Annotated in this window: 18 protein-coding genes; 11 read left to right on the top strand and 7 right to left on the bottom strand. The window is 64.5% G+C overall.

Annotation, left to right across the window (positions count from 1 at the left end):
- Positions 1-25: 25 nt before the first annotated feature.
- The 9 genes from V5738_RS02010 (at position 26) to V5738_RS02050 (ending at position 10259) form a co-directional block, all read left to right on the top strand.
- A complete protein-coding gene (locus V5738_RS02010) occupies positions 26-1408 on the top strand; it encodes a sugar porter family MFS transporter (protein ID WP_423822733.1) in 1383 nt (460 codons plus the stop codon).
- Positions 1409-1619: 211 nt separating this feature from the next.
- On the top strand, positions 1620-2507 hold the full coding sequence (locus V5738_RS02015) for a BadF/BadG/BcrA/BcrD ATPase family protein (RefSeq protein WP_423822734.1): 888 nt from the start codon (positions 1620-1622) through the stop codon (positions 2505-2507).
- On the top strand, positions 2504-3553 hold the full coding sequence (locus V5738_RS02020; RefSeq protein ID WP_423822735.1) for an SIS domain-containing protein: 1050 nt from the start codon (positions 2504-2506) through the stop codon (positions 3551-3553). The genes V5738_RS02015 and V5738_RS02020 overlap by 4 nt, the downstream gene beginning before the upstream one ends.
- Complete coding sequence (gene nagA, locus V5738_RS02025) at positions 3553-4731, top strand: N-acetylglucosamine-6-phosphate deacetylase (protein ID WP_423822736.1); 1179 nt, start codon at positions 3553-3555, stop codon at positions 4729-4731. Before V5738_RS02020 ends, nagA begins: the two co-directional genes overlap by 1 nt.
- Before the next feature lie 117 nt (positions 4732-4848).
- Positions 4849-6243 (top strand): DUF945 family protein, encoded by a 1395-nt coding sequence (locus V5738_RS02030; protein WP_423822737.1) that lies wholly within the window; start codon positions 4849-4851, stop codon positions 6241-6243.
- Between the two features lie 59 nt (positions 6244-6302).
- Entirely contained in the window at positions 6303-7127 is an 825-nt protein-coding gene (locus tag V5738_RS02035) for an SAM-dependent methyltransferase (RefSeq protein WP_423822738.1), read from the top strand.
- 310 nt (positions 7128-7437) lie between these two features.
- Positions 7438-7728, top strand: coding sequence for a hypothetical protein (locus tag V5738_RS02040; RefSeq protein WP_423822739.1), 291 nt, complete (start codon positions 7438-7440; stop codon positions 7726-7728).
- A gap of 161 nt (positions 7729-7889) precedes the next feature.
- A complete protein-coding gene (locus V5738_RS02045; RefSeq protein WP_423822740.1) occupies positions 7890-9557 on the top strand; it encodes a GGDEF domain-containing protein in 1668 nt (555 codons plus the stop codon).
- A gap of 87 nt (positions 9558-9644) precedes the next feature.
- Positions 9645-10259 (top strand): LysE family translocator, encoded by a 615-nt coding sequence (locus V5738_RS02050; RefSeq protein ID WP_423822741.1) that lies wholly within the window; start codon positions 9645-9647, stop codon positions 10257-10259.
- A 47-nt stretch (positions 10260-10306) separates the two neighbouring features.
- Here V5738_RS02050 and V5738_RS02055 read toward each other — a convergent pair whose 3' ends face one another.
- Both V5738_RS02055 and V5738_RS02060 read right to left on the bottom strand, forming a co-directional pair.
- A complete protein-coding gene (locus V5738_RS02055) occupies positions 10307-10729 on the bottom strand; it encodes a hypothetical protein (protein ID WP_423822742.1) in 423 nt (140 codons plus the stop codon).
- A gap of 799 nt (positions 10730-11528) precedes the next feature.
- Positions 11529-12236: an AraC family transcriptional regulator gene (locus tag V5738_RS02060; RefSeq protein ID WP_423822743.1), complete on the bottom strand. Its 708-nt coding sequence runs from the start codon at positions 12234-12236 to the stop codon at positions 11529-11531.
- Positions 12237-12417: 181 nt separating this feature from the next.
- Between V5738_RS02060 and V5738_RS02065 the strand changes: the two genes are divergently transcribed.
- Positions 12418-13062, top strand: coding sequence for a hypothetical protein (locus tag V5738_RS02065; RefSeq protein WP_423822744.1), 645 nt, complete (start codon positions 12418-12420; stop codon positions 13060-13062).
- 46 nt (positions 13063-13108) lie between these two features.
- Here V5738_RS02065 and V5738_RS02070 read toward each other — a convergent pair whose 3' ends face one another.
- Entirely contained in the window at positions 13109-14335 is a 1227-nt protein-coding gene (locus V5738_RS02070) for a CaiB/BaiF CoA transferase family protein (RefSeq protein ID WP_423822745.1), read from the bottom strand.
- A 3-nt stretch (positions 14336-14338) separates the two neighbouring features.
- Positions 14339-15517 carry an acyl-CoA dehydrogenase gene (locus V5738_RS02075; protein WP_423822746.1) on the bottom strand — a complete coding sequence of 393 codons (1179 nt, stop codon included), beginning with the start codon at positions 15515-15517 and terminating at the stop codon, positions 14339-14341.
- Between the two features lie 917 nt (positions 15518-16434).
- Between V5738_RS02075 and V5738_RS02080 the strand changes: the two genes are divergently transcribed.
- Positions 16435-16623, top strand: a complete 189-nt coding sequence (locus tag V5738_RS02080) for a hypothetical protein (protein WP_423822747.1) — start codon at positions 16435-16437, stop codon at positions 16621-16623.
- A 186-nt stretch (positions 16624-16809) separates the two neighbouring features.
- Here the strand turns inward: V5738_RS02080 and V5738_RS02085 are convergent, their stop codons facing one another.
- From V5738_RS02085 to V5738_RS02095, 3 genes are read right to left on the bottom strand one after another with little or no spacing between them, the layout of a single operon-like run.
- Positions 16810-19071, bottom strand: a complete 2262-nt coding sequence (locus tag V5738_RS02085) for a xanthine dehydrogenase family protein molybdopterin-binding subunit (RefSeq protein WP_423822748.1) — start codon at positions 19069-19071, stop codon at positions 16810-16812.
- Positions 19064-20125 (bottom strand): FAD binding domain-containing protein, encoded by a 1062-nt coding sequence (locus V5738_RS02090; RefSeq protein WP_423822749.1) that lies wholly within the window; start codon positions 20123-20125, stop codon positions 19064-19066. The genes V5738_RS02085 and V5738_RS02090 overlap by 8 nt, the downstream gene beginning before the upstream one ends.
- Positions 20122-20619: a (2Fe-2S)-binding protein gene (locus tag V5738_RS02095; RefSeq protein WP_423822750.1), complete on the bottom strand. Its 498-nt coding sequence runs from the start codon at positions 20617-20619 to the stop codon at positions 20122-20124. Before V5738_RS02095 ends, V5738_RS02090 begins: the two co-directional genes overlap by 4 nt.
- Positions 20620-20733 lie beyond the last annotated feature (114 nt).

The following is a 20733-nucleotide window of genomic DNA, read 5'->3' on the forward strand; positions in this document are numbered from 1 at the left end:
GCGCCTGTGCAGACGGGAGACGATCATGGGGTCATCATCTGCAGAATCGGGGGCGACCCGGCTGCCGGCCATGGGCTGGCTGGCGATCGCGATCGCCGCACTCGGCGGCATGCTCTACGGCTACGACATCGGCATTATTTCGGGCGCCTTGGTGTTCATGAAATCGGCGCTGACGCTATCGGCCAGCGAGATGTCGTGGATCGTGGCGGCCGTGCTCGGCGGCGGCTCGCTGGCGACCCTGATTGGTGGGCCGATCGCCGATGCCATTGGGCGTAAGGCCACATTGCTTATCTCCGGCGTGGTGTTCGCGCTCGGGGTGATCGTGACCGCGCTGGCCGCCAGTTATATCGGGGCACTCGGTGGCCGGTTGATTCAGGGCGTTGGGGTTGGTCTGGTGACTATCGTAGTGCCGTTGTACATGGTCGAGGTCATGCCGCCGTCGATTCGTGGGCGCAGCGTGACTCTGTTTCAGCTGTGTCTGACCTTCGGCATCCTGGCCGGCTACCTGGTGGGGTATTTCTTCAATGCCAGCGGCGACTGGCGGGCGATGTTCGCCACCGCACTGGTGCCGGCGGCCGCGTTCGTGCTGCTGGGGGTATTGCTGCCGAACTCGCCGCGTTGGTTGATCAAGAAAGGCCGGCCCAAGGAGGCTCGGGCGGCGCTGGCCCGCACCCACGATGCGGCCGAGGCCGAGTCGACCTATGCCGAATTGATCGAGCAGGCCGATACCGAAGCAGACGGGGCTGGGCGCTGGGGATTGTTGTTTGCCCCGGGGTATCGCAAGGCGTTTTTCTTGGCGCTCGCCATCGGATTGCTCAACCAGCTCACCGGTATCAATACACTGTTGCAGTTCAATACGGTGATCCTGGATCAGTCGGGCTTATCGGGCGGTGCAACCGCAGTGTTGGGTAGTGTGTCGGTCGGGCTGACCAATTTCGTGGTGACGATCATCGGGCTGCTTTTGATCGACCGGGTCGGCCGCCGGCCGCTGCTAATTCTAGGCACGGCCGGGGCGACCGTGGCACTGGCGTTCATGGCGCTGGTTCATCTGCTGACCACGGCTTCGGCGTTCCAGGGCTATGCCACGTTGGCCGGGTTGATCGGTTTCGTCGTTTTCTTCGCGATCGGGCCGGGAATCGTCGTGTGGTTGGCTATTTCCGAGGTGTTGCCGCTGGCGATTCGAGCCAAGGGCATGGCCGTGGCGCTGTTCGCCAACTCGTTGATGTCGGCTGCGTTGGCGGCCGTGTTTATGGATATCGTGTCGGTCGCGGGCTATGCCGGGGCCTTTGGCTTGCTGGCAATCGCGGTGTCGCTCTATTGGTTGATCGCGGTATTTCCCTTGCCCGAGACCAAGGGCCGCAAGCTCGAAGAAATCGAAACCCATTTTCTCGGGGCGGCCGAAGGTTAGTACGAGGCGGTACAGTGGGTTGGGCGTCGGGCACGGTCCAGTCACGGTGCGTGCCGGGCCGGCCCCGCAGCCCAACTGTGACGCGGGGCCTCGGGGCGCGAGTGGCGGTCGCTTGGCGTACACCGGGTGCGGCGAGGCAACGCTTGCGGCCTTCGCACGAGCGCGCAATGATCGCGCCTCGCGGTGCTGGAATCATCTCTAGGAGAAGCGTATGCCCGAGCAGGCTCCCAAGGCATTCATCGGCGTCGACGGTGGGGCCAGCAAAACCCGCGTCGTGGCTATTGATGCCGACGGCGAATGGCTGGGCGAGGCCGCCGGCCCGGCGGCGACGCTCAATGGCACTGCAGAGACCGCCTGGGCTACGGTTATCGATACGATCGGCGCCGTGGAGGCACTGGCGGGGGTGCCACTAGAGACTTGTGCCGTGCAGATCGGGATCGCCGGCACCGAGCTCGTGGCCGCCTATCGGGCATTTCTCGACCAGGCGCCGGTACTGGCCTGGCTGGATGTTGTCTCGGATGCGCATACCGCCTGTGCCGGAGCCCACGATCTGGGCGAGGGCGCGATCGTCGCGGTTGGCACCGGTGTGGTGGGTTTCTGTCGCGCCGGGCGCGGTACGGCCCGGGCCGGCGGCTGGGGTTTTCCGCACGACGATCGCGGCTCTGGTGCCTGGCTCGGCCTAGAGGCGGTTAGTCATGCGTTGGCAGTGGCCGATGGCCGACGCACACCGGATGAACTGGCCGATCGGATCTTGCTCGATTTCGAGCATGTCGGGGCGCTGGCCGGCTGGGCCTGTGCAGCCCGCGCCGGCGATTTCGCAGCCTATGCCCGGGTGGTGGTGGATCTCGCAGCCACTGGCGAGCCGGCCGCCGAAGCATTGTTGGCCGCGGCCGGGCGGCATGTCTCGGAAGTGGCCCATGCGCTGGTCGATCCACAGCCTGATCTGCGGCTGGCGCTGACCGGCGGGCTGGCCGATACTCTGGCGCCCCGATTGGACCATGATCTACGCGAACGACTGCGGCCGCCGCGCCACGATGGTGCCTGGGGGGCAGCGCTGATGGCCCGGCAGGCATATAGGCAACCGGAGGCGCTGTTATGAGCCGAAGTACGCGAATGCGCAGCGAGTTGCTGGAAACGCCGGAGCGGCTCGCCGATCAATGGACCCAAAATGTCGATACGATCGCAGCCCTGGGTGCCGACCTGATCAACCACGAGATCGCACCCTGGTGGGTGACCGCCCGTGGCAGTTCGGCGCATGCTGGTGTGTTCTTTGCTGCGGCAGCCGGGCTGACCGCCGGCCGGGTGGTTGGCGAAATCACCCCGAGCCTGTTCACGGTCTATGGCCGCACACCCAGGCTGCAGGGGGCGATGGTGATGGCGATCTCCCAATCGGGCGCGGGCTCGGATATCAATGCCGTAGTCGAGGCCGCCAATGCCGCCGATGCGCTGACCGTAGCTCTGACCAACGATCGCGATTCCCGGCTGGCCGACAGCGCGGCCCATACCATCGATCTGGCCATGGGCGCCGAAACAGCGGTTGCTGCGACCAAGACCTATCTAGGCACTCTGGCGGCCGGCGCCCGCCTGATCGCGGCCGTTGCCGATGATTGCGAGCTGGACCGGGCGCTCGAACGCCTGCCGGCGACGCTCGCCGAACGCCGCGATGGCGTGGCGCCACTGGATAGCGAGGCGCTGGCTGCTTTCGACCGGGCCGGTTTCGTGCTCGGCCGTGGCGTGGGCCTGGGTATCGCGCGCGAGATCGCGCTCAAGTTCAAGGAGGTCTGCGTGACCCCGGCCGAGGCGTTTTCGGCGGCCGAGTTCATCCATGGCCCGTTGACGCTGGTTGGCCCCGGTACGCCGGTGCTTATCGTCTGCCTGGACGATGCGACCCGGCCCGGGCTGTTGGATGTGGCCCGCCAGCTTGCCAAGCTCGGCGCCGCGGTGACTGTCATCGGCCCGGGTCTGGGTGAGGTCCGCGCGGCCGAGGGGCTGAAAGTATTCAGCCGTCCGGCGACGGGCAATGTCTATGCCGATGCCATCGCCACGGCGTTTGATCTGTATGGGGCGCTGGAGCGCCGGGCGGTTGCGCTGGGCTACGATCCCGATCAACCCCCCAATGTGGCCAAAGTCACGAGTACCTATTGATGAACGTTGCCGATCACGGCACCGCCGCAAGGTGGCGGTTACAGGGGGCGACGGTCCATGGCGATGCCTGCGCATCGCGCTCGATCACCGTTGACGGCGCCCGAATCGGCTGCGATACGGCGGCCGCGTCCGGCATCCAACTGCCGGCCGATTGGCATATTCTGCCCGGCTTTATCGATGCCCATATCCACGGGGCGGTCGGGGCCGATGTAATGGATGCCCAGGCAGACGGCCTGGGTCGGATCGCAGCCTATCTGCCGGCCGAAGGTACGACTGCATTTCTGGCGACCACCATGACCGGATCGACCGAGGCCCTGGACGCGGCGATGGCGACGCTGGCCGATTTCGCATCGCCGGCCGGGGGCGCGGAAATGCTCGGCGTGCATCTGGAAGGCCCGTTCGTGGCGCCCGATAAAGCCGGCGCCCAGCCGGTCGCACATATCATGGCCCCGGATATCGGTTTGTTCGATCGCTGGCAGGCGATCAGTGGCAAACGGATTCGGGTAGTGACCCTGGCGCCGGAGCAGCCGGGCGGCGAGGAATTGATCGCGCATCTGACGGCTCGCGGCGTGCGCGCCTCGATCGGCCATTCGGCCTGCAGCGCAGCCCAGGCTGAGGCTGCGATCGCCGCAGGGGCCAGTCGCGGCACCCATCTATTCAATGCCATGGATGGGCTACACCATCGCGAGCCCGGCGCGGCCTGTGCGCTGCTGACCGATCCGACAGCGCGGGCCGAAATCATCGCCGACGGCCTACACGTCTGCCCGGCGATGGTGAAGCTTGCCTGGCAGGCCGCCGGCCACGCGCGGCTGATGGCGATCACCGATGCCATGCGGGCCAAGGGCCTGGGCGACGGCGACTACGAACTCGGCGGCCAGCCGGTCACGGTCGCAGGCGGCCAGGCCCGGCTGGCCGACGGCACCCTGGCCGGCAGCGTGCTCACCTTCGATGCCGCGTTTCGCAATTTGCTCGAGTTCACCAGCTGCGAGCTGGCTGATGCGATCGCCATGAGCAGCTCGAATGCCGCGGCCGATCTCGGCGTGGCCGATCGCAAGGGCCGTCTGGCCGCAGGCTGGGATGCCGACCTGGTCGTGATGGATGCCGAATTCAACGTCCGGCTGACGATCTGTCGCGGTCGTATCGCTTACGATCCGGACGGCCTCGCCGGGCAGCTTTAGCCGGGCCGCCCCGGGGCATGCCTGTGCGGTCGCCAAGCCGGCAGCAGGTGCCGATCGTTATCGCGGATGCTAAAGTTCGGAGCTTGTTTTTCGGGCGCATCGGTGGGGGCCGGGACCATGGCAAAGCAATTCGTTTTTGGGGCGGTGGCGATCGTCGGGGTCGCTGTCGGGGCGGCCGTGGTGGCGCCGTATTTTATCGGACAGTCGATCGAGGCCCGGTTTCGGGCCCAGGTCGGGGCGCTCGACCAGCGCCTCGGGATTCCGCTGCGCGTTGCCGAATATCACCGGCACTGGTTCTCGGCGGAGGCTACGATCGAGACGATGGTCGACAAGCAGCAGATCACGCTGCATTCGGATATTCGTCACGGCCCGTTGCCCGGCTTCAATCTGGCCACGATCGACACCCGCTGGGCGCCCGATGACCTCAACATTACCTACGATCAAGCCGAGCCACTGCTGAACGCGCGCACCGAAGTCGGTTTCAGTAGCAGCACTACGACATCGCTCCACGCCGCGCCGTTCGAGGGCAGCGGCCAGGCGGCCGACGGCAAGCCGGTGCAGGTTGCCTGGCAGGGCATGGATGGCGAGCTGTGGACCGACGATCAACAGCATCTACAGTTGACATCGCCCGGCCTGCGGGTTCGGCACGACGGCGTCGTACAAGGTTTCAAGGATCTCAGCGTGCAGGCCCAGGGCGCACAACTGCCCGGCGAAAAGATCGAGGAGCTGCGCGCCCGCGACCTGGTCGGGCACAGCGATATCCAGTTCGGCCAGGTGTTCTTCCAGAGCCCGGATACGCCGCAACGGATCACTTTCGGCGCGGCGCTCAAGGGGCGAGCGACGTCCTCGAAGGCGAATCGCTGGGGCTTCCATACCGCGTTGACACTGCATGATCTCGTGTTGCCGAACGACCAATCGTCGGCATCGGCGCTCAAGGTGCACGAGCTGACCCTGGAAACCGCCATCGATGCGCTGAATGCCCAACAGCTCGTGGCGTTGTTGTCCGCGGTCCGGCCCTATCAGCAACAACTGGCCGGTGCCAGCAAGGCCGAGGTCAAGCGGCTCAACAAACAAATCGGCCAGATGGTGATCAAGCGGCTGCCCGAAGTGTTGACCGACGACAGCGCGCTGCATATCGGGCTGTCGTCGCTGGCCACCAACCGCGGCTCGGCGGCGATCGACCTGACGGCCTCGCTGCATTCGGGCTCGGAGCAGGCTAATCCACAGCGGGTGAGCGGTCTAGCCAGCCTGGTTCGGCGTGCCTTCGTCGAGGCATCGGCCGAAGTCGACAAGCCGTTGCTGCAATGGCTACTCGCTCAGAGTGACGATCCGACCAAAGGCCGTCGTACGTTGGCCGGCTTGGCCCAGAAGGGCCTGATCGATAAGCAGCAGGCGCAGTTCAAGAGTTCGTTCTATATGGACAGCAACACGATGCGCATCAACGGCCAGAAACTGCCGGATCGCATGCGTCGGTTGTTGCTGATGTCGATATTGGCCGCCAGTCAGCATTGATCGGCAGTCGGGCTCGCTGGATTGCGGCGGGGCGTATCGTTCTGTGACCAGACAGGATCATGACAAGCTACGAATCGTCGAACGTTGGGCCGCCCGGCCGTATCGCCTGTGTCGGACTGGGCATGACGCTCGGCTCCCATCTCACGCCGCTGGCGCGCAGCTATATCGAGCAGGCAGACGTGGTTTTTGCGGCCCTGTCCGACGGGCTCGTCGAAATGTGGCTGACGCGCATGCATCCCGATGTGCGCAGCCTGCAGCGCTACTATGGCAACGGAGATAAATCGCGACTGACCACCTATCGCGAATGGGTGGCGGTGATGATGGCCGAGGTCCGGGCCGGGCGTACCGTCTGTGCGGTGTTCTATGGGCATCCCGGGGTGTTCGCCTGGTCGCCGCATGAGGTGATTCGCCAAGCCCGCGGCGAAGGCTATGCCGCGCATATGGAACCCGGCGTTTCGGCCGAGGATTGTCTGTATGCTGACCTCGGCATCGATCCGGGGCGCTTTGGCTGCCAGCATTTCGAGGCCAGCCAGCTACTGTTTTTCGAACGACGGATCGATGCTTTCGGCTATCTGGTGCTATGGCAGGTTGGGCTGGTGGGCGACCAATCGCTTAAGCGGTTTTCAACCGGGCCGGCCTATCGTCAGGTGCTGGTCGAGCGTCTCGCCGAGGATTACCCGTTGGATCATCAGGTAATCATCTACCGCGGCGCCACATTGCCGGTTCACCAGCCGCGGATATGCCATGTGGCGCTGTGCGATCTGCCGGGTACCGATCTGACCGCGGAAGAAACAGTGGTCCTGCCACCGGCGCAACCGTTGCGGCGCAATCGCGCCATGCTCGACCGGCTGTCGGCGCTGGATGAGGCAAAGGCCGAGGCCTGAAGTAAGCGGCGCAAGGGCGTGTTGAGGTGTCGGCCGAGCGCTGCGTTGCCGCTCACTGAGGCTGGGCAACGACGCCGCACTCGCGGCGGCGCGGCTTGTGGCCCAACGGTCCTTGGCGCGGATTCGTACGAAACCTCAACACGCTCCTCGGGCGTCGCGGTTAGACCGACTGGTCAGCCCCGGGCCTCGAAAACAGATTTTCTGAACGCGCGTGGGTTTAATCGTTTTTTCGTTCAAGAGTGGCTATAGTTACAGCCTAGGCGCACAGAGCTGTTCGTCTAGTTCAGGGGAAGCAGCGAGGGGTTGCTGGATGGATATGATTGATCTGCTCGAAACCGTCGGGCGGGATGCGTCGCTGCGCGCGGCGTCGCAGGAAGAATTACGCCAGGCGTTGCGCTGCGCGGGTGCCGATGATGCGCTTATTCAAGCCATGCTCGATGAAGACGAGAGGCGGCTGGCCGATGCTCTGGACCTATCGCTTTGTAAAACGCCTCAACATGTGATTTTACAGCCGGGACATGAACCGCCGTCTGAAGAGCCCGATGGGCAGGAACAAGAGGCGCCCTCGGAAAGTCGGGATAACGCTACCGGGAGTCATTAGTAGCGCGGCGGCATTTCCGCCGGTGTAAAAAAGCGATGATGTCGGTAATGGACGGGCTATACCGCTTGGTCGGTGGCTGTTTGGCGCTTACGCTCTGTCTGAGCCTGGGGATATCACCTTCCTGGGCGGAAACGTCGGCCGGCAGCTCGTTAACTCGCCAGATGGCGCAGGCTGAACGCGTCCGCAATACCGATAACGCGAAATTTGCCCAGGCGTTGACGCGTTTTCATCGCCAGGCGGATCAGCTTTCCGATTATCAAACCTGGTATCTGCGCTATCTCGAGGCCTGGCAGGCCGCGCACGTCGGAGAGATGAAAAAATCGGCAAGGATACTGCGCCGTGTGATCGACCAATCCGGTAGTGCTGCCCTACGGGCCAAAGCATCGGCGTTGCTGATCGGGCTGCTGCTTATCGATGGGAAGTATAAAAAAGCCTATCGCCTGGCGTATCAACTCCGGGAAAGTTTGCCGGATACTCACGACAAATTGGCTCGCTTCCTCGCCTTATTGAGTATCTCCCAGCTCATGAATATGGCCGGGCAGGCAACCGATGCGCTGACCTATGCCCGGCAGGCGGCCAAGAACGTTCCGGAAGGCGAGTCGCCATGCGTGGCGCAGAGAGCCGAAGTGGCGGCGATGATCGACGCTCACCATCTAAAGGCTACCAGCCCAAAGTTTGCCAAAACAATTGCTGCCTGTGTGAAAGCTGGAGAGCTAACCAACGCTAATGTTCTTCAGGCAGATCAAGCCACTCTTTTCTTCAAAGAAGGAAAGCCTAAAACGGCCATTGTTTTAATTCAGAATATGATGCCCCGGCTTCGCGCTGCTGGGTATCAAAATCAAATACTAACGTCGACAGCAACGCTGGCCTTGGCCTACTGGAAAGCAGGTGACACAAGCGAGGCTAAGCAAGCCGCGCTCCAGGTCATTCGCCAGAGCGCTAAAGACGATACGACCTGGTCATTGATGAGTGCTTACAAGGTGCTCTACCACATCGAAAAAACGGCAAAGCATCCGCGCCTGGCGCTGCAGTATTACGAACACTATGTCGAGCAGAAACTGAGTGGACAGCACAGCCAAAAGGAGCAGGCCTCGGCCTATCAGATGGTCGAGCAGCAGGTGCAGGCCAAGGAACTGCGCGTGAAAGAACTCGATAAGCAAAACAAGATTCTTCGCCTGCAACAGACCCTGAATCAACAGGCAGCCGAGAACAATCGGCTTTATGCGATTTTGTTTTTATGCCTGTTGGGTTTTGCGTTGCTTTGGCTGATCCGCCTCAAACAATCGCAGCGTCGTTTTCGCCATCAGGCTTGTCACGACGGGTTGACCGGGGTCTTCAACCACCAGCATTTCGTCGAGCAGGCCGAGCGGTTGCTGGCCGATTTGAACACAATACAAGCCAGTGCCTGTCTCGTGGTCATGGATCTGGATCATTTCAAACGAGTGAATGACACCTACGGCCATGCCGCCGGCGATCGGGTGCTCAGTCAGGCGACCTCGTTGTGTCGGGGCGAGTTGCGCAGCGGCGATCTGTTTGGCCGTCTAGGCGGTGAGGAGTTCGGTTTCTTATTGCCGAAATGCGCGGTGGCCGAAGGTATGGCGGTGGTCGATCGCATGCGTCGCCTGATCTCCGAGACGCCGGTCGCCTTGGATGACGGCGAGCGCGTGGTACGGATATCGGCCAGCTTCGGGCTGGCGATAACCGATCGCTCGGGCTATGCCGTGACCGAGCTCCTGGCCGATGCCGATGCTGCGCTGTATCGGGCCAAGGGCGAGGGCCGTAATCGGCTGGTGGTTCATGGCGACGAACGGCCGGCGCCGCCGGTTTGATCGATGCCGGCCGGTCGATCGAGTGCCGGGGCTCGTTTTACAGCATCGGGCCGCTTAGTCTGAGCGGTTTATCGAACGCTGGCGTTTATGTCCTATCTGCCTGAACTCGTCACCCTTGGCAGCGTGCTGCTGCTCGGCTGTATCAGCCCTGGGCCGGATTTCGTGGCCGTGACCTCGCATGCGCTGGCCGAACGGCGCTCGGGGCTGCGGATCGCCCATGGCATCGCGACCGCGATTACGCTGTGGGCGAGTCTGAGCGTGGCCGGACTGGCCTTCGTACTGTCGCAGGTGGCGTTGTTGTATGAAGTGGTGCGTCTGGCCGGGGCGGCCTATCTGGTCTATCTCGGTGCGAGCGTATTGTGGTCAGCCCGACATACGCCGGCTAAAGCGCCACCCATGCAGGCAGCGATGAAGCGCGGCTCGTTTCGGCGCGGCTTTATTCTGGGCATGACCAATCCGAAGGCCGCAGTATTTTTTAGCAGCTTGTTCGCCACGCTATTGCCCGCCCAGGCGCCGGCCTGGGTCTATGGCGCGACCATCGCGCTGGCAGCCGCCACGGCCTTTGGCTGGTTCACCGTGGTGGCGTTGGCGTTTTCGATCGGGCGGGTCCAGCAGCTTTATGGCAAGGCTCGGCGGGGCATCGATATCGTGATGGGGACGCTGTTGAGCCTGCTGGGGCTGCGACTCGCTTTCGAGCGCTGAGCGACGGCGCGGCGCTGCCCGCCGACGGCTCGAGCCCGGGCTTGAAATCAATCGTCGGTATGCCACCAGATGCGCAAGCGTTTTTCACCGAACTGCTGGGCCCGTTCGGTGTCTTTGCCCATATAGATATCGATGGTGTTGTGCAGGTCGTCGGCGGTTTTATCGCGTACTTCGAAGTCGTGGTCGAAGCCCTCGACGGCCACGGTGGTGCCGTCGTCCAGCCCGCGGGCAAGCAGATCGGGGGAGATGGCGACCGTGTTCGAAGTCAGCTTGTTGCTCCAGGCTCCGGTGTCTGGGTCGCCACTCGTTTCGCTGGGCGCGCTGGTGTAGGCGGTCACGGTCACGACTTTCGAGTGGTACCCCGCCAGTGCCGGGCTGGCCATGCATAGGCCGAGCGTCAGCAGGGCCACGCTGTACATGCCGGGCGGCCGGAGCCCAAGACGGATCGTGCGGTCCAGAAGTCGCTTCATTATGGTTTCTACTCAAGGGGGTTGGGACTTAGAGAGCACGATACCCGATTGTCCCCGTGGGCTGCGCCGCTCGATCGCGAGCCATGTGGCCGCGCCGCTTGGCCCGCCGCGCCCGGCCCGAGTGAACACCGGCAGGTCATGCCCGGATACGGCCGAGTGAAAGGCGCGACCCGCGATCCTCAGGCTCGGTTATAGGCGGTTGCGATCGCCGCTTCCCAAAGATTGTCCAAGGCATGGGTTGTGGCGGCATTCGCTCGCGTGCGCGTGATTGGGCTGCGATCTGGCAGCGGAAGATACGCGACAACGATCAAAACTTGGCGGCCGCTCTCGTGATCGACTGTGTGGCGGCGATCGCCCAAGAGAACAATAGTCTCTGCAACGCTGAGCGGCCGCGATCGGCCAGCACCCGTTGGCGCCGAACACAGCGTTGTTGTGGGCGCTGATCCAGAAGGACCGCCGGTTTTCGATGGTGTACGTTGGCTATCCTAACCGCGACTGGCGGTTGCCGCCTGGTCGCTAGCCCACCGGATCGAAGACCAACAGATGGGCCAGGTCCAAGGCACGGGCGCTGTTGTGCGGCCACCCGTGTTGTCGCGCGTTGTCATTGTGCGACTACGCAATGTCCGCTATGCCCGGTGTTGCCGCGCGCGTCGTTTTTTTAAGTCAACGCTCGGCGCGCACCCGTACAAAACGCCGAACAGGCCCCGCGACCGCAGCCGCGAGCGCAGGCCGGCTGGAACGTTCGAAAACAACCTGGACGGCCGCCTGTGCTATGGCCTGTTGTCAGCGCGCTCGCGATCTAGGGGCGGGCCTCGAAGTACTGGGACGGCGGGCAGCCCAGGGCGCGCTGGAACATATGTGAAAAAGCGCTGGGGCTGTCGTAGCCCACGCGGTAGGCGACCTCGGCGATGCTCGCGCCTTCGGCCAGCCATTCCAGGGCTTTGAACAGCCGGGCTTCACGGCGCCACTGGGCGAAAGTAAGGCCGGTTTCGCGCTTGAAACAGCGGGCCAGTGTTCGTGCGCTGGCGCCCGTGTGTTGGCCCCATTCGACGAGCGACCAGCCCCGCGCCGGTTGCTCGAGCAAGGATCGACACAGACGCTGCAGACGCGGATCAGGGGGCATGGCCAGCTGGAAAGCATGCGCCGACGTGGGCTGTAGTTCATCGATCAACAAGGCTGTTACATGCCGGCGGCGTGCCGGGGCAGGCGGTCGATCGGTCCAGCGGCTGGTCTCCTCGATCAATGCCCGCAGCAGACAGCCTACTGGCATGACCGCACAGTATGTGGGCAGCGTGCGGGCTGCCCGTATGTCGATATAGACCGTATATAGATCGACGCGGCCTGAAGCACGGGCGTGATGCGGGGTTGCTGGCGGAATCCAGACCGCCTGCTGCGGTGGCGTCAGCCATAGCCCGTCCACGGTCTCGATCTGATAGCAGCCGGAGCCGGCATACACGAGGTGCCCTACGTCGTGATGGTGTCCTGGGGTGATCGCGCCATGTGCCATAGCGTGCGCGGTCGCGATTAGCGGCGATCCGGCCAATGGCGCCGATGACCCGAAAGTTGACGAAGCCCACACGGCAGTGACTGTTCCGCGACGATGGTTGTCGGGGCCAAGCATAACGGACAACCCAAGAAACGGCGCATCCTTGGCCAGGAATAGCAGCGTATGGTCGCAGGAGTTCGTGATGCTGGATATTGGATTTCACGGCAGCTACGGCGTACTGGCCGGCGCGGTCGGGCTTGGTGTGTTGCACGGGCTAGAGCCTGGCCACGGCTGGCCAGTGGCCGGCGCCTGGGCATTGGCTCGGAAAAATCCGAGGTGGTCGGGCGTGTTGGCGGCCTGTGTACTGGGTATCGGGCATCTGATCAGCAGCATTGCCGTCGTTGGGCTGTTTTTCGCTGCCAAACAATATTTTCAACTGGGCCAGGCGTATTGGATCAACGAGGTCGCCGGTGTGTTGTTGCTCGGTATGGCCGTCTGGCAATTACGGGCGGCGCTTCGTTCGGGCGGGCATCACCATGCACACGGGGGCGAGCCGAATGCCACAGCCGGTCTGGGTGCGCTGGCCGTATTCGCTTTTACGCTCGGTTTTGTGCATGAGGAAGAGTTTCAGATCATGGCGATGTGCGCAGGCGCTACCCGCTGCCTGACGTTGATGCTGACCTATGCAGTGGCCGTAATCGGGGCGCTTGTCGTGCTCACGTTGCTGCTGATCGTCGGCCTGTCCCGTCTAAGCCATCGTATTGCGCATGCCGAACAAAGACTGACGCTGTTGTCGGCTGCCATCCTGGCGCTGATGGGCATGGGTTTTATCGTCGGCGTGCTGTAACGAATCGGGCGTTACCGGCTGTGGCAACCAGCAGACGGGCATCGCTCTAATCGCGAGGTTCGATGACGCCTCGACTTGCGAGATCGGCAAGAGCGCGGTCGTCCAGATCGAGTCGTTCGCCGAGGATCGAAGCCGTGTGCTGTCCAAGCATGGGCGGGGCGGCTTCGGCGTTGAGCGGCTGATCGTCGAAGCGGATCGGATTGCTGACCAAAGCCACATCGCGGCCGCTGGCATGCCGGCGGTTGATTTCGATATGGCGGTGTTTGACCTGCGGATCTCGAAAGACCTGCTTGAGATCGTTGATTGGTCCGCAGGGCACACCGGCCGTTTCCAGGCGTTCCAGCCAGTCGGCACGCGGGCGTTGGCGTAGTCGTTCGGCCAGCATCGGCACCAGCGTGTCGCGGTACGCGACGCGTTCGGCGTTGGTGGCAAAACGTGCGTCGCCGGCTAGGTCCGGCTGTTCTAAAACCGTACACAGGCGCTGGAACTGATCGTCGTTGCCAACCGCGATCACCATCTCGTCATCGGCCGTGGGGAACAGCTGATAGGGCACGATGGACGGGTGGGCATTGCCGCGCCGCCGCGGATTGTCGCCAGTGGCGAGGAAGCTGGCGGCTTGGTTGGCCATGACACCGATCTGCACGTCGAACAGCGCCATGTCGATATGCGTGCCTTCGCCGGTCGTTGTGCGGTGGTGCAGGGCGGCCAGGATGGCGTTGGCGCTGTACAGACCGGTGAATACGTCGGCGAAGGCCACGCCGGCTTTCATCGGCTCGCCGTCGGGTTCGCCGGTCACGCTCATCAGCCCGCCCATGGCCTGGATCAGGAAATCGTAGCCGGCGCGATGGGCATAGGGTCCGTTCTGGCCGAAGCCGGAAATCGAGCAGTACACGAGTTTTGGATTGAGGGCGTGTAGCGATTCGTAATCGAGGCCGTAGCCGGCCAGCCCGCCGACCTTGAAGTTCTCGACCAGCACGTCGGATTCGGCGGCCAGATGCCGGATTAGGTCTTGGCCTTCCGGTTTGGAGAAGTCGATGCAGACCGAGTGCTTGCCACGATTGGCCGACAGGAAGTAGGCCGATTCGTCGGTGCCGTCCAGCCAGGGCGGCGCCCAGGCGCGGGTGTCGTCGCCGCTGCCCGGGCGTTCGATCTTAACGACTTCGGCGCCGAGGTCGGCCAACTGCTGGGTGCACCACGGCCCAGCCAGCACCCGCGACAGATCGAGCACGCGGATGCCGTCGAGCGGCTTCGGCGTTTCGTCGTGCTCGGCCACGGATTATTTGAACGCCTGGATACCGGTCTGGGCCCGGCCGAGGATCAGCGCATGTACGTCGTGGGTGCCTTCGTAGGTATTTACGCTCTCCAGATTGAGCATGTGGTGCATGACGCCGTATTCGATCAGGATGCCGTTGCCGCCGTGCATGTCGCGGGCGCTGCGGGCGATATCGAGTGCCTTGCCGCAGTTGTTGCGCTTGATCAGCGAGATCATCTCCGGCGCATCGAGACCGGTATCGAGCAGTCGTCCGGCCTGCAACGCAGCTTGTAGACCGAGCGCGATCTCGGTCTGCATGTCGACCAGTTTTTTCTGAATCAGCTGGTTCGCCGCCAGCGGCTGATCGAACTGCGCGCGATCGAGCACATAAGCACGGCTGCGCTGCCAACAGGCTTCGGCTGCGCCCATCACGCCCCAGGCAATGCCGTAGCGGGCCTTGTTGAGACAGGCAAACGGGCCGGACAGACCTTCGGCTTCTGGCAGCATCGCCGTATCGGGCACGAATACGTCGTGCATCGCGATTTCGCCGGTGATCGAAGCCCGTAGCGACAGCTTGCCCGGCATTTCCCAGACGTCGAAACCCTCGGCCGGCAGATCCACCAGAAAACCCTTGATGCGGCCGTCGTGGGCTTCGGATTTGGCCCAGACCAGGACCACGTCGGCGATCGGGCTGTTGCCGATCCATTTCTTGGCGCCGGAGATCCGATAGCCGCCGTCGACTTGGACCGCGCGGGTGGTCATGCCGCCGGGGTTGGAGCCGGCCTCGGGCTCGGTCAGGCCGAAACCGCCGATGTATTCGCCGCGGGCCAGCCGCGGCAGATAGTGCTGTTTCTGGGCTTCGCTACCGAAGACCTCGATCGGATGCATGACCAGCGAGGACTGCACGCTCATCGCCGAGCGATAGCCGGAATCCACCCGTTCGACCTCCCGGGCGATCAGCCCGTAGGCCACGTGGCCCAGGCCCCCGCCGCCATAGCCTTCGGCTACGGTCGCACCCAGCAGACCGCGCTCGCCCAGCTCGGTCATGATCGCGCGGTCGAAGCAGCCGTGCTCGAAGGCGTCGTACACCCGCGGTTGCAGGTAGGTCTGGCAGTAGTCGTGGGCACGATCGCGGACGGCGCGCTCGGCCGCGCTGAGCTGGTCGTCCAGACGCAGCGGATCGTCCCAGTGGAAATCGGTCATGAAGGTGTCCGTCCATCATTCGATATCTCAGGGCTAACACGAGACGACGTGACAGATAAAGCTGATCCGCACGGCCGGGGCGCCTGCCATGTCTATGGCAGGGCGTCACCGACGATCGGTATGCCGATTTAGATCAGACAGGCGCCATGCTGCAGGTGGAGGCCGGGACCATGGGCAAAATGGGGCCAACAGCGCGCCTTGGGCTCGTGACCGTGTCGTGCATCGCGACGGCATCTTCCTCTGGCGAGCGGCCGCAGCCGACGGTGGCCCGCGATCAATCTGCTGATTACGGGCGGCGGCAGGATGGGCCTGGCCACGGCCGCTGTACTGGCCGAGCGCGGCCGGTCCTGGCCACCGTGCTCGATTCGGCGGCCTTGCCTCCACCAATTAGGCGGCCATCTCGGCCACAGCCGATTGATTCGCTTGGTCTATGGCGTGGGTCGAGATTATCTAAGGCCTTGCGCAACAGCATTGGATGCGGGCCGACACTGGCCCGTGCCGATCCGGATCGCGCCATATTCGCTGCCGCGGCTTACTCAATGTCGGTGGCAGTGCTGCCCTCTCGGACGTTAAAAGCCAGCGCACAGGCGTTTGGGCTCGATGCCGAGGTGATAGGCGTACCCCAGGCTATCGCCTGGCTGGGCGCTGACGGGATGGCAGCGCCTCGTCTTCGAGCTGGACGCCGGCGTGCTGTTCGCAGGGCGCTCGTCGCGGTCGGGTACGAGGCGGTGGCGTGCCTGCCCTCGGTCGAGTGGCCTAGCGGGGCATCGGTCTGGTCGAAACGACGGATAGGTCGCGCGCGGTCGCAGCGGAGGGTTGGGACTAGCGCCGCAGATTCTGTGGGCCGGCGGTCGCGCCGTTGGCGGCAAAAATTGCGGCTTACCGCTGCGCGCCATGGCGCCGATGTCGGGCCCGGATTGAGTGATACCGAAGCGCTGGGCGACGACTACGGTTTTCCGGCGTGGCGCGGTCGCGGCATCAAAATCGGTCGCACGACGCAGGCGCCGTTCGGCGATTTCGATATCGATGTAGCCGATCTGCGTGCCCTGCTCGCCCGGCATCTACCCGGGCTCGGTGCGCCCGGTCGAGGGGCGGCCGGCGTCTAACTCCGGACACTGGATAAGGCTTTTAGCATCGGTTTGCTGTGCCCTGCGCGGGCCACGGCTTCAAGTGCGCCTGCGATCGGCGACGGTTTGGCGCCATGCCTCGACCCGCAGCCGACATACGTTCGTTTTTCGGCTGCGAGCGTTTTGCGGTGCACCCGGCCACGGCGAGGGCGCACCGCGGTTGGTCTAGGCGCGGCCGAGTAGATCCTCGATCCCGATCGGAAAGCGCCGTACGCGGATGCCAGTGGCATGCCAGATCGCGTTGGCGATCGCGCCGCCGGTGCCGGTGATACCGATCTCGCCCACACCCTTCACCCCGAGGGCGTTGATGTGGGTATCGTCCTCGTGTACCGAAATGGCCTCGATCGAGGGCACATCGGCATTGACTGGAACGTGATAGCCAGCCAGATCCGCGTTGGTCACGCGGCCCGTGCGCCGATCGACACTGGCGTGTTCGTGCAGCGCGAACGACACGCCCCAGACCATGCCGCCGAACAGTTGGCTTTCGACCATGCGCGGGTTGATCACCCGGCCGGCGGCGAAGGCGCCGACCAAGCGCGTCACACGGATTTGGCCCAGATCCGGATCGATCTTGACCTCGGCGAACACTGCCCCGTGCGCATGCATGGCGAACTGTTCCTGGGCTGCCTGGTCGGGCGAGCCGGTGCCGCTGCCCTCGATCTCGGACAGGCCGGCCCGATTGAGGATATCGCGATAACTCTCGCTGCGGGCTTCATGACCGCGCCAGTGCAGCCGGCCGTTGCGGGCGACCAGTTCGCTGCGATCGGCGCCGTGCAGCAGCGAGGCTGGGTCGGCGCTGGCCAGTTCCGCGAGCTTGTCCAGCGCGTCCCGGCCCGCGTTGTGGATCGCGTTGCCGGCAGTCGCGGTATGTCCGGAGCCGCCGGCGACGCCGGCATCCGGCAGGTCAGAGGCGCCGGCACGGAAGGTCGTATGGCCGAGTGCCAGGCCCAGGCTGTCGGCGCCGATCTGGGCCAGGGCGGTCCAGGCGCCCTGGCCCATGTCCTGGGCCCCGGTTTCGATCAGGCCGCTGCCATCGGCGCGGATCAACGCCCGGGCATGGCCCTGGAACATCACTACCGGGAAGGTTGCAGTGCCCACGCCCCAGCCGACCTGCAGGCCATCGTCATCGCGCATCGAGCGCGGTTGCGGGTTGCGCCCGGCCCAGCCGAAACGTTCTGCGGCTTGGGCATAGCAGTCGCGCAGGCGTTTGGAGGAAAAATGCTTGCCGGAGATCGGTTCGACCTCGGCATAGTTGGCCAGGCGAAACGCCAACGGGTCCATGCCGCAGGCCTCGGCGGCTTCGTCGATCGCCGATTCCAGGGCCGGCGAGCCGGTGGCTTCGCCGGGTGCGCGCATGAACAGCGGCGTACCCGTGTTGACCCGCACGCCTTCGTAGGTGGTAGCGATCGCGGGGCTGGCATAGAGCGTATGCGATACGCTGGCAGCCGGTTCGAAGAAATCGTCGAACACGCTGGAGCTGGTACGTACATGATGCGACAGACCGGTCAGATGGCCGGCGTCGTCCATGCCGAGCTCGAGCCGCTGGCGCGTCGGCGCGCGGTGGCCGACTGGCCCGAACATCTGTTCGCGCCGGACCACCAGTTTGACCGGCGCGCCCACCAGCCGTGCCGCCATGATGCCAAGCGCCTGCGGCGACAGAATCATGCCCTTGCAGCCGAAGGCGCCGCCCAGGAACGGGCTGCGGATATGCACGTGGTCGGCATCGATGCCGAACAGTCCGGCCACGCGGCTACGGGCGATGGTCATCGCCTGGCTGGGGGTGTCCAGCGTGAGCGTGTCGCCGTCCCAGCTCGCGACGATGGCATGCGGCTCCATCGGATGATGGTACTGGGCCGAGGTGTCGTAGGTCGCATCGATACGGCGGGTCGCCTGCGCCAACCCGGCCTCGATATCGCCGACGCCGGATTCGGCCGGTTCGCCGGGACCGACGCCGTCGGGCACAAAGGCCTCGCCGGCATCCAGGCCGACCAATGGCGTTTCGGTTTCGTATTCCGGTTTCAGCAGGGCGGCGCCCTCGGTGGCGGCCTCCAGCGTTTCGGCGATCACCACGGCGATCGGCTGGCCGGGGTAGCGCACGCGATCGTTCTGCAGCAGATCGAGGCGGAACATGAACGGATCGTCGCGCTCGTCCGGATCCTTGAACAGTTTGGGGCGATGGTCGGGCGTCATCACGTCGACCACGCCGGGGTGGGCTTTCGCGGCCTCGATGTCGAGGCCGGTGACACGCCCGGCAGCGATGCTCGAAACCGCCATCGCCGCATGCAGCATGCCGGCCGGATGGTTGTCGGCGGCATAGGTCGCGGCACCGGTGACCTTGAGCACGCCGTCGGTGCGGGTGATCGGCTGGCCGATACTGGCCTCGCTCTGTTGGCGGGCCTGCGACTGGATGGATGTGATCTCAGGCATGGGCTGGGCCTCCGTTGACGCGGGCAAAGGGCGAGGCCGGCAGGGCAGGCATCGTAGCCGGCGTGCCGGCCGCGGCATTGGCCAGTACCCGCTTGATGACGCGCTGCGCCAGTTCGATCTTGAACGCGTTGTCGCCGGACGGTTCGGCGTCGGTCAGTGCGGCCCGGGCCGCCTGTTCGAAGGCCTCCGGCGAGGGAAACGCGCCGACGAGCGCGGCTTCGGCGGCCGCGGCCCGCCATGGTTTGGGGGCGATGCCGCCAAGCGCGATGCGCGCGTTCCGGATGCTGCCGTCGTCGGCCAGATCGAGCCCGGCGGCCGCGGAGACCAGAGCAAACGCATAGGAAGTGCGCTCGCGCACTTTGAGATAGCGGGCATGCCCGGCGAAGGCTGCGGCTTCGGCCGGCAGGCGGATCGCGACGATCAACTCGCCCGGGGCCAGTTCGTTCTCGATATCCGGTCGGTCGCCCGGCAGGCGGTGGAAGTCCGCCAGCGGTACACAGCGCCAGTCATTAGCGCTTTCGATTTCGACGACGGCATCGAAAGCGGCCAGGGCCACGCAGAAATCCGAGGGATGGGTCGCAATGCAATGTTCGCTCCAGCCGAGGATCGCATGCGAACGGTTGTCCCCTTCGCGGGCATCGCAGCCGGCGCCCGGGTTGCGCTTGTTGCAGGCCGATGCCGGGTCGTAAAAATAGGCACAGCGGGTACGTTGCAACAGATTGCCGCCGACGGTCGCGGCATTGCGCAGCTGCGGCGAGGCACCGGACAGCAGCGCCTCGGCGACGGCCGGATAGGCCGCGGCAAAAGCCTCGTCATAGGCGAGATCCGAATTGCGGACCATGGCACCGATGCGCACGCCGCCGTCGGCCATGTGCTCGATTTGATCGAGATCGGGCAGCTGCGTGATATCGACCAGGCGAGACGGGCGCAGGACGTCGGCCTTCATCAGATCGAGCAGATTGGTGCCGGCTGCGAGCGCGCTCGCGCCCGGCCGAGCCAAGGCCTCGGCAGCTTCGGCGACCGACGCGGGCCGGAGATATTCGAAGCGATTCATGACGAGGCCTCCGATTCGCTATGGCCGATTCGGGCCGAGGCGTCGAGTACGGCCTCGGTAATACCGATATAGGCACCGCAGCGACAAAGATTGCCGCTCATGTTTTCACGCACCCGCTCGGGGTCGGTGCCAGCCTGACCCTCGCGGATCAGGCCGATCGCGCTCATGATCTGGCCCGGCGTACAGTAGCCGCACTGGAAGCCGTCGTGTTCGATGAAGGCCGCCTGGACCGGGTGTAGTTCGGGGCCCTCGGCCACCCCTTCGATGGTCTCGATGTTGGCGCCGTCCAGGCTGGCGGCCAGTGTCAGGCAGGAGTTGATGCGGCGGCCGTCAACGAGCACCGTGCAGGCGCCGCACTGGCCGCGGTCGCAGCCTTTCTTGGTTCCGGTGAGATGCAGCCGCTCGCGCAGCAGGTCGAGCAGGGTGACCCGCGGGTCGTCTAGCTCGAGCGCGCGGCGGTGCCCGTTGATCGTCAGCGTCAGGGGCAGCGTCATGCAGTGGCTCCGATCGATGAGATTGGCGAGAATGGCCCGGGGTAAGCCGGGTACGGTCGGGTGTGACCACGATGGGTGCGTGGCATATTCATCGCCGATTACTGGGTCGTCTCG

Origin of the sequence: Salinisphaera sp. SPP-AMP-43, assembly GCF_049568105.1 — a bacterium.
GTDB lineage: Bacteria > Pseudomonadota > Gammaproteobacteria > Nevskiales > Salinisphaeraceae > Salinisphaera.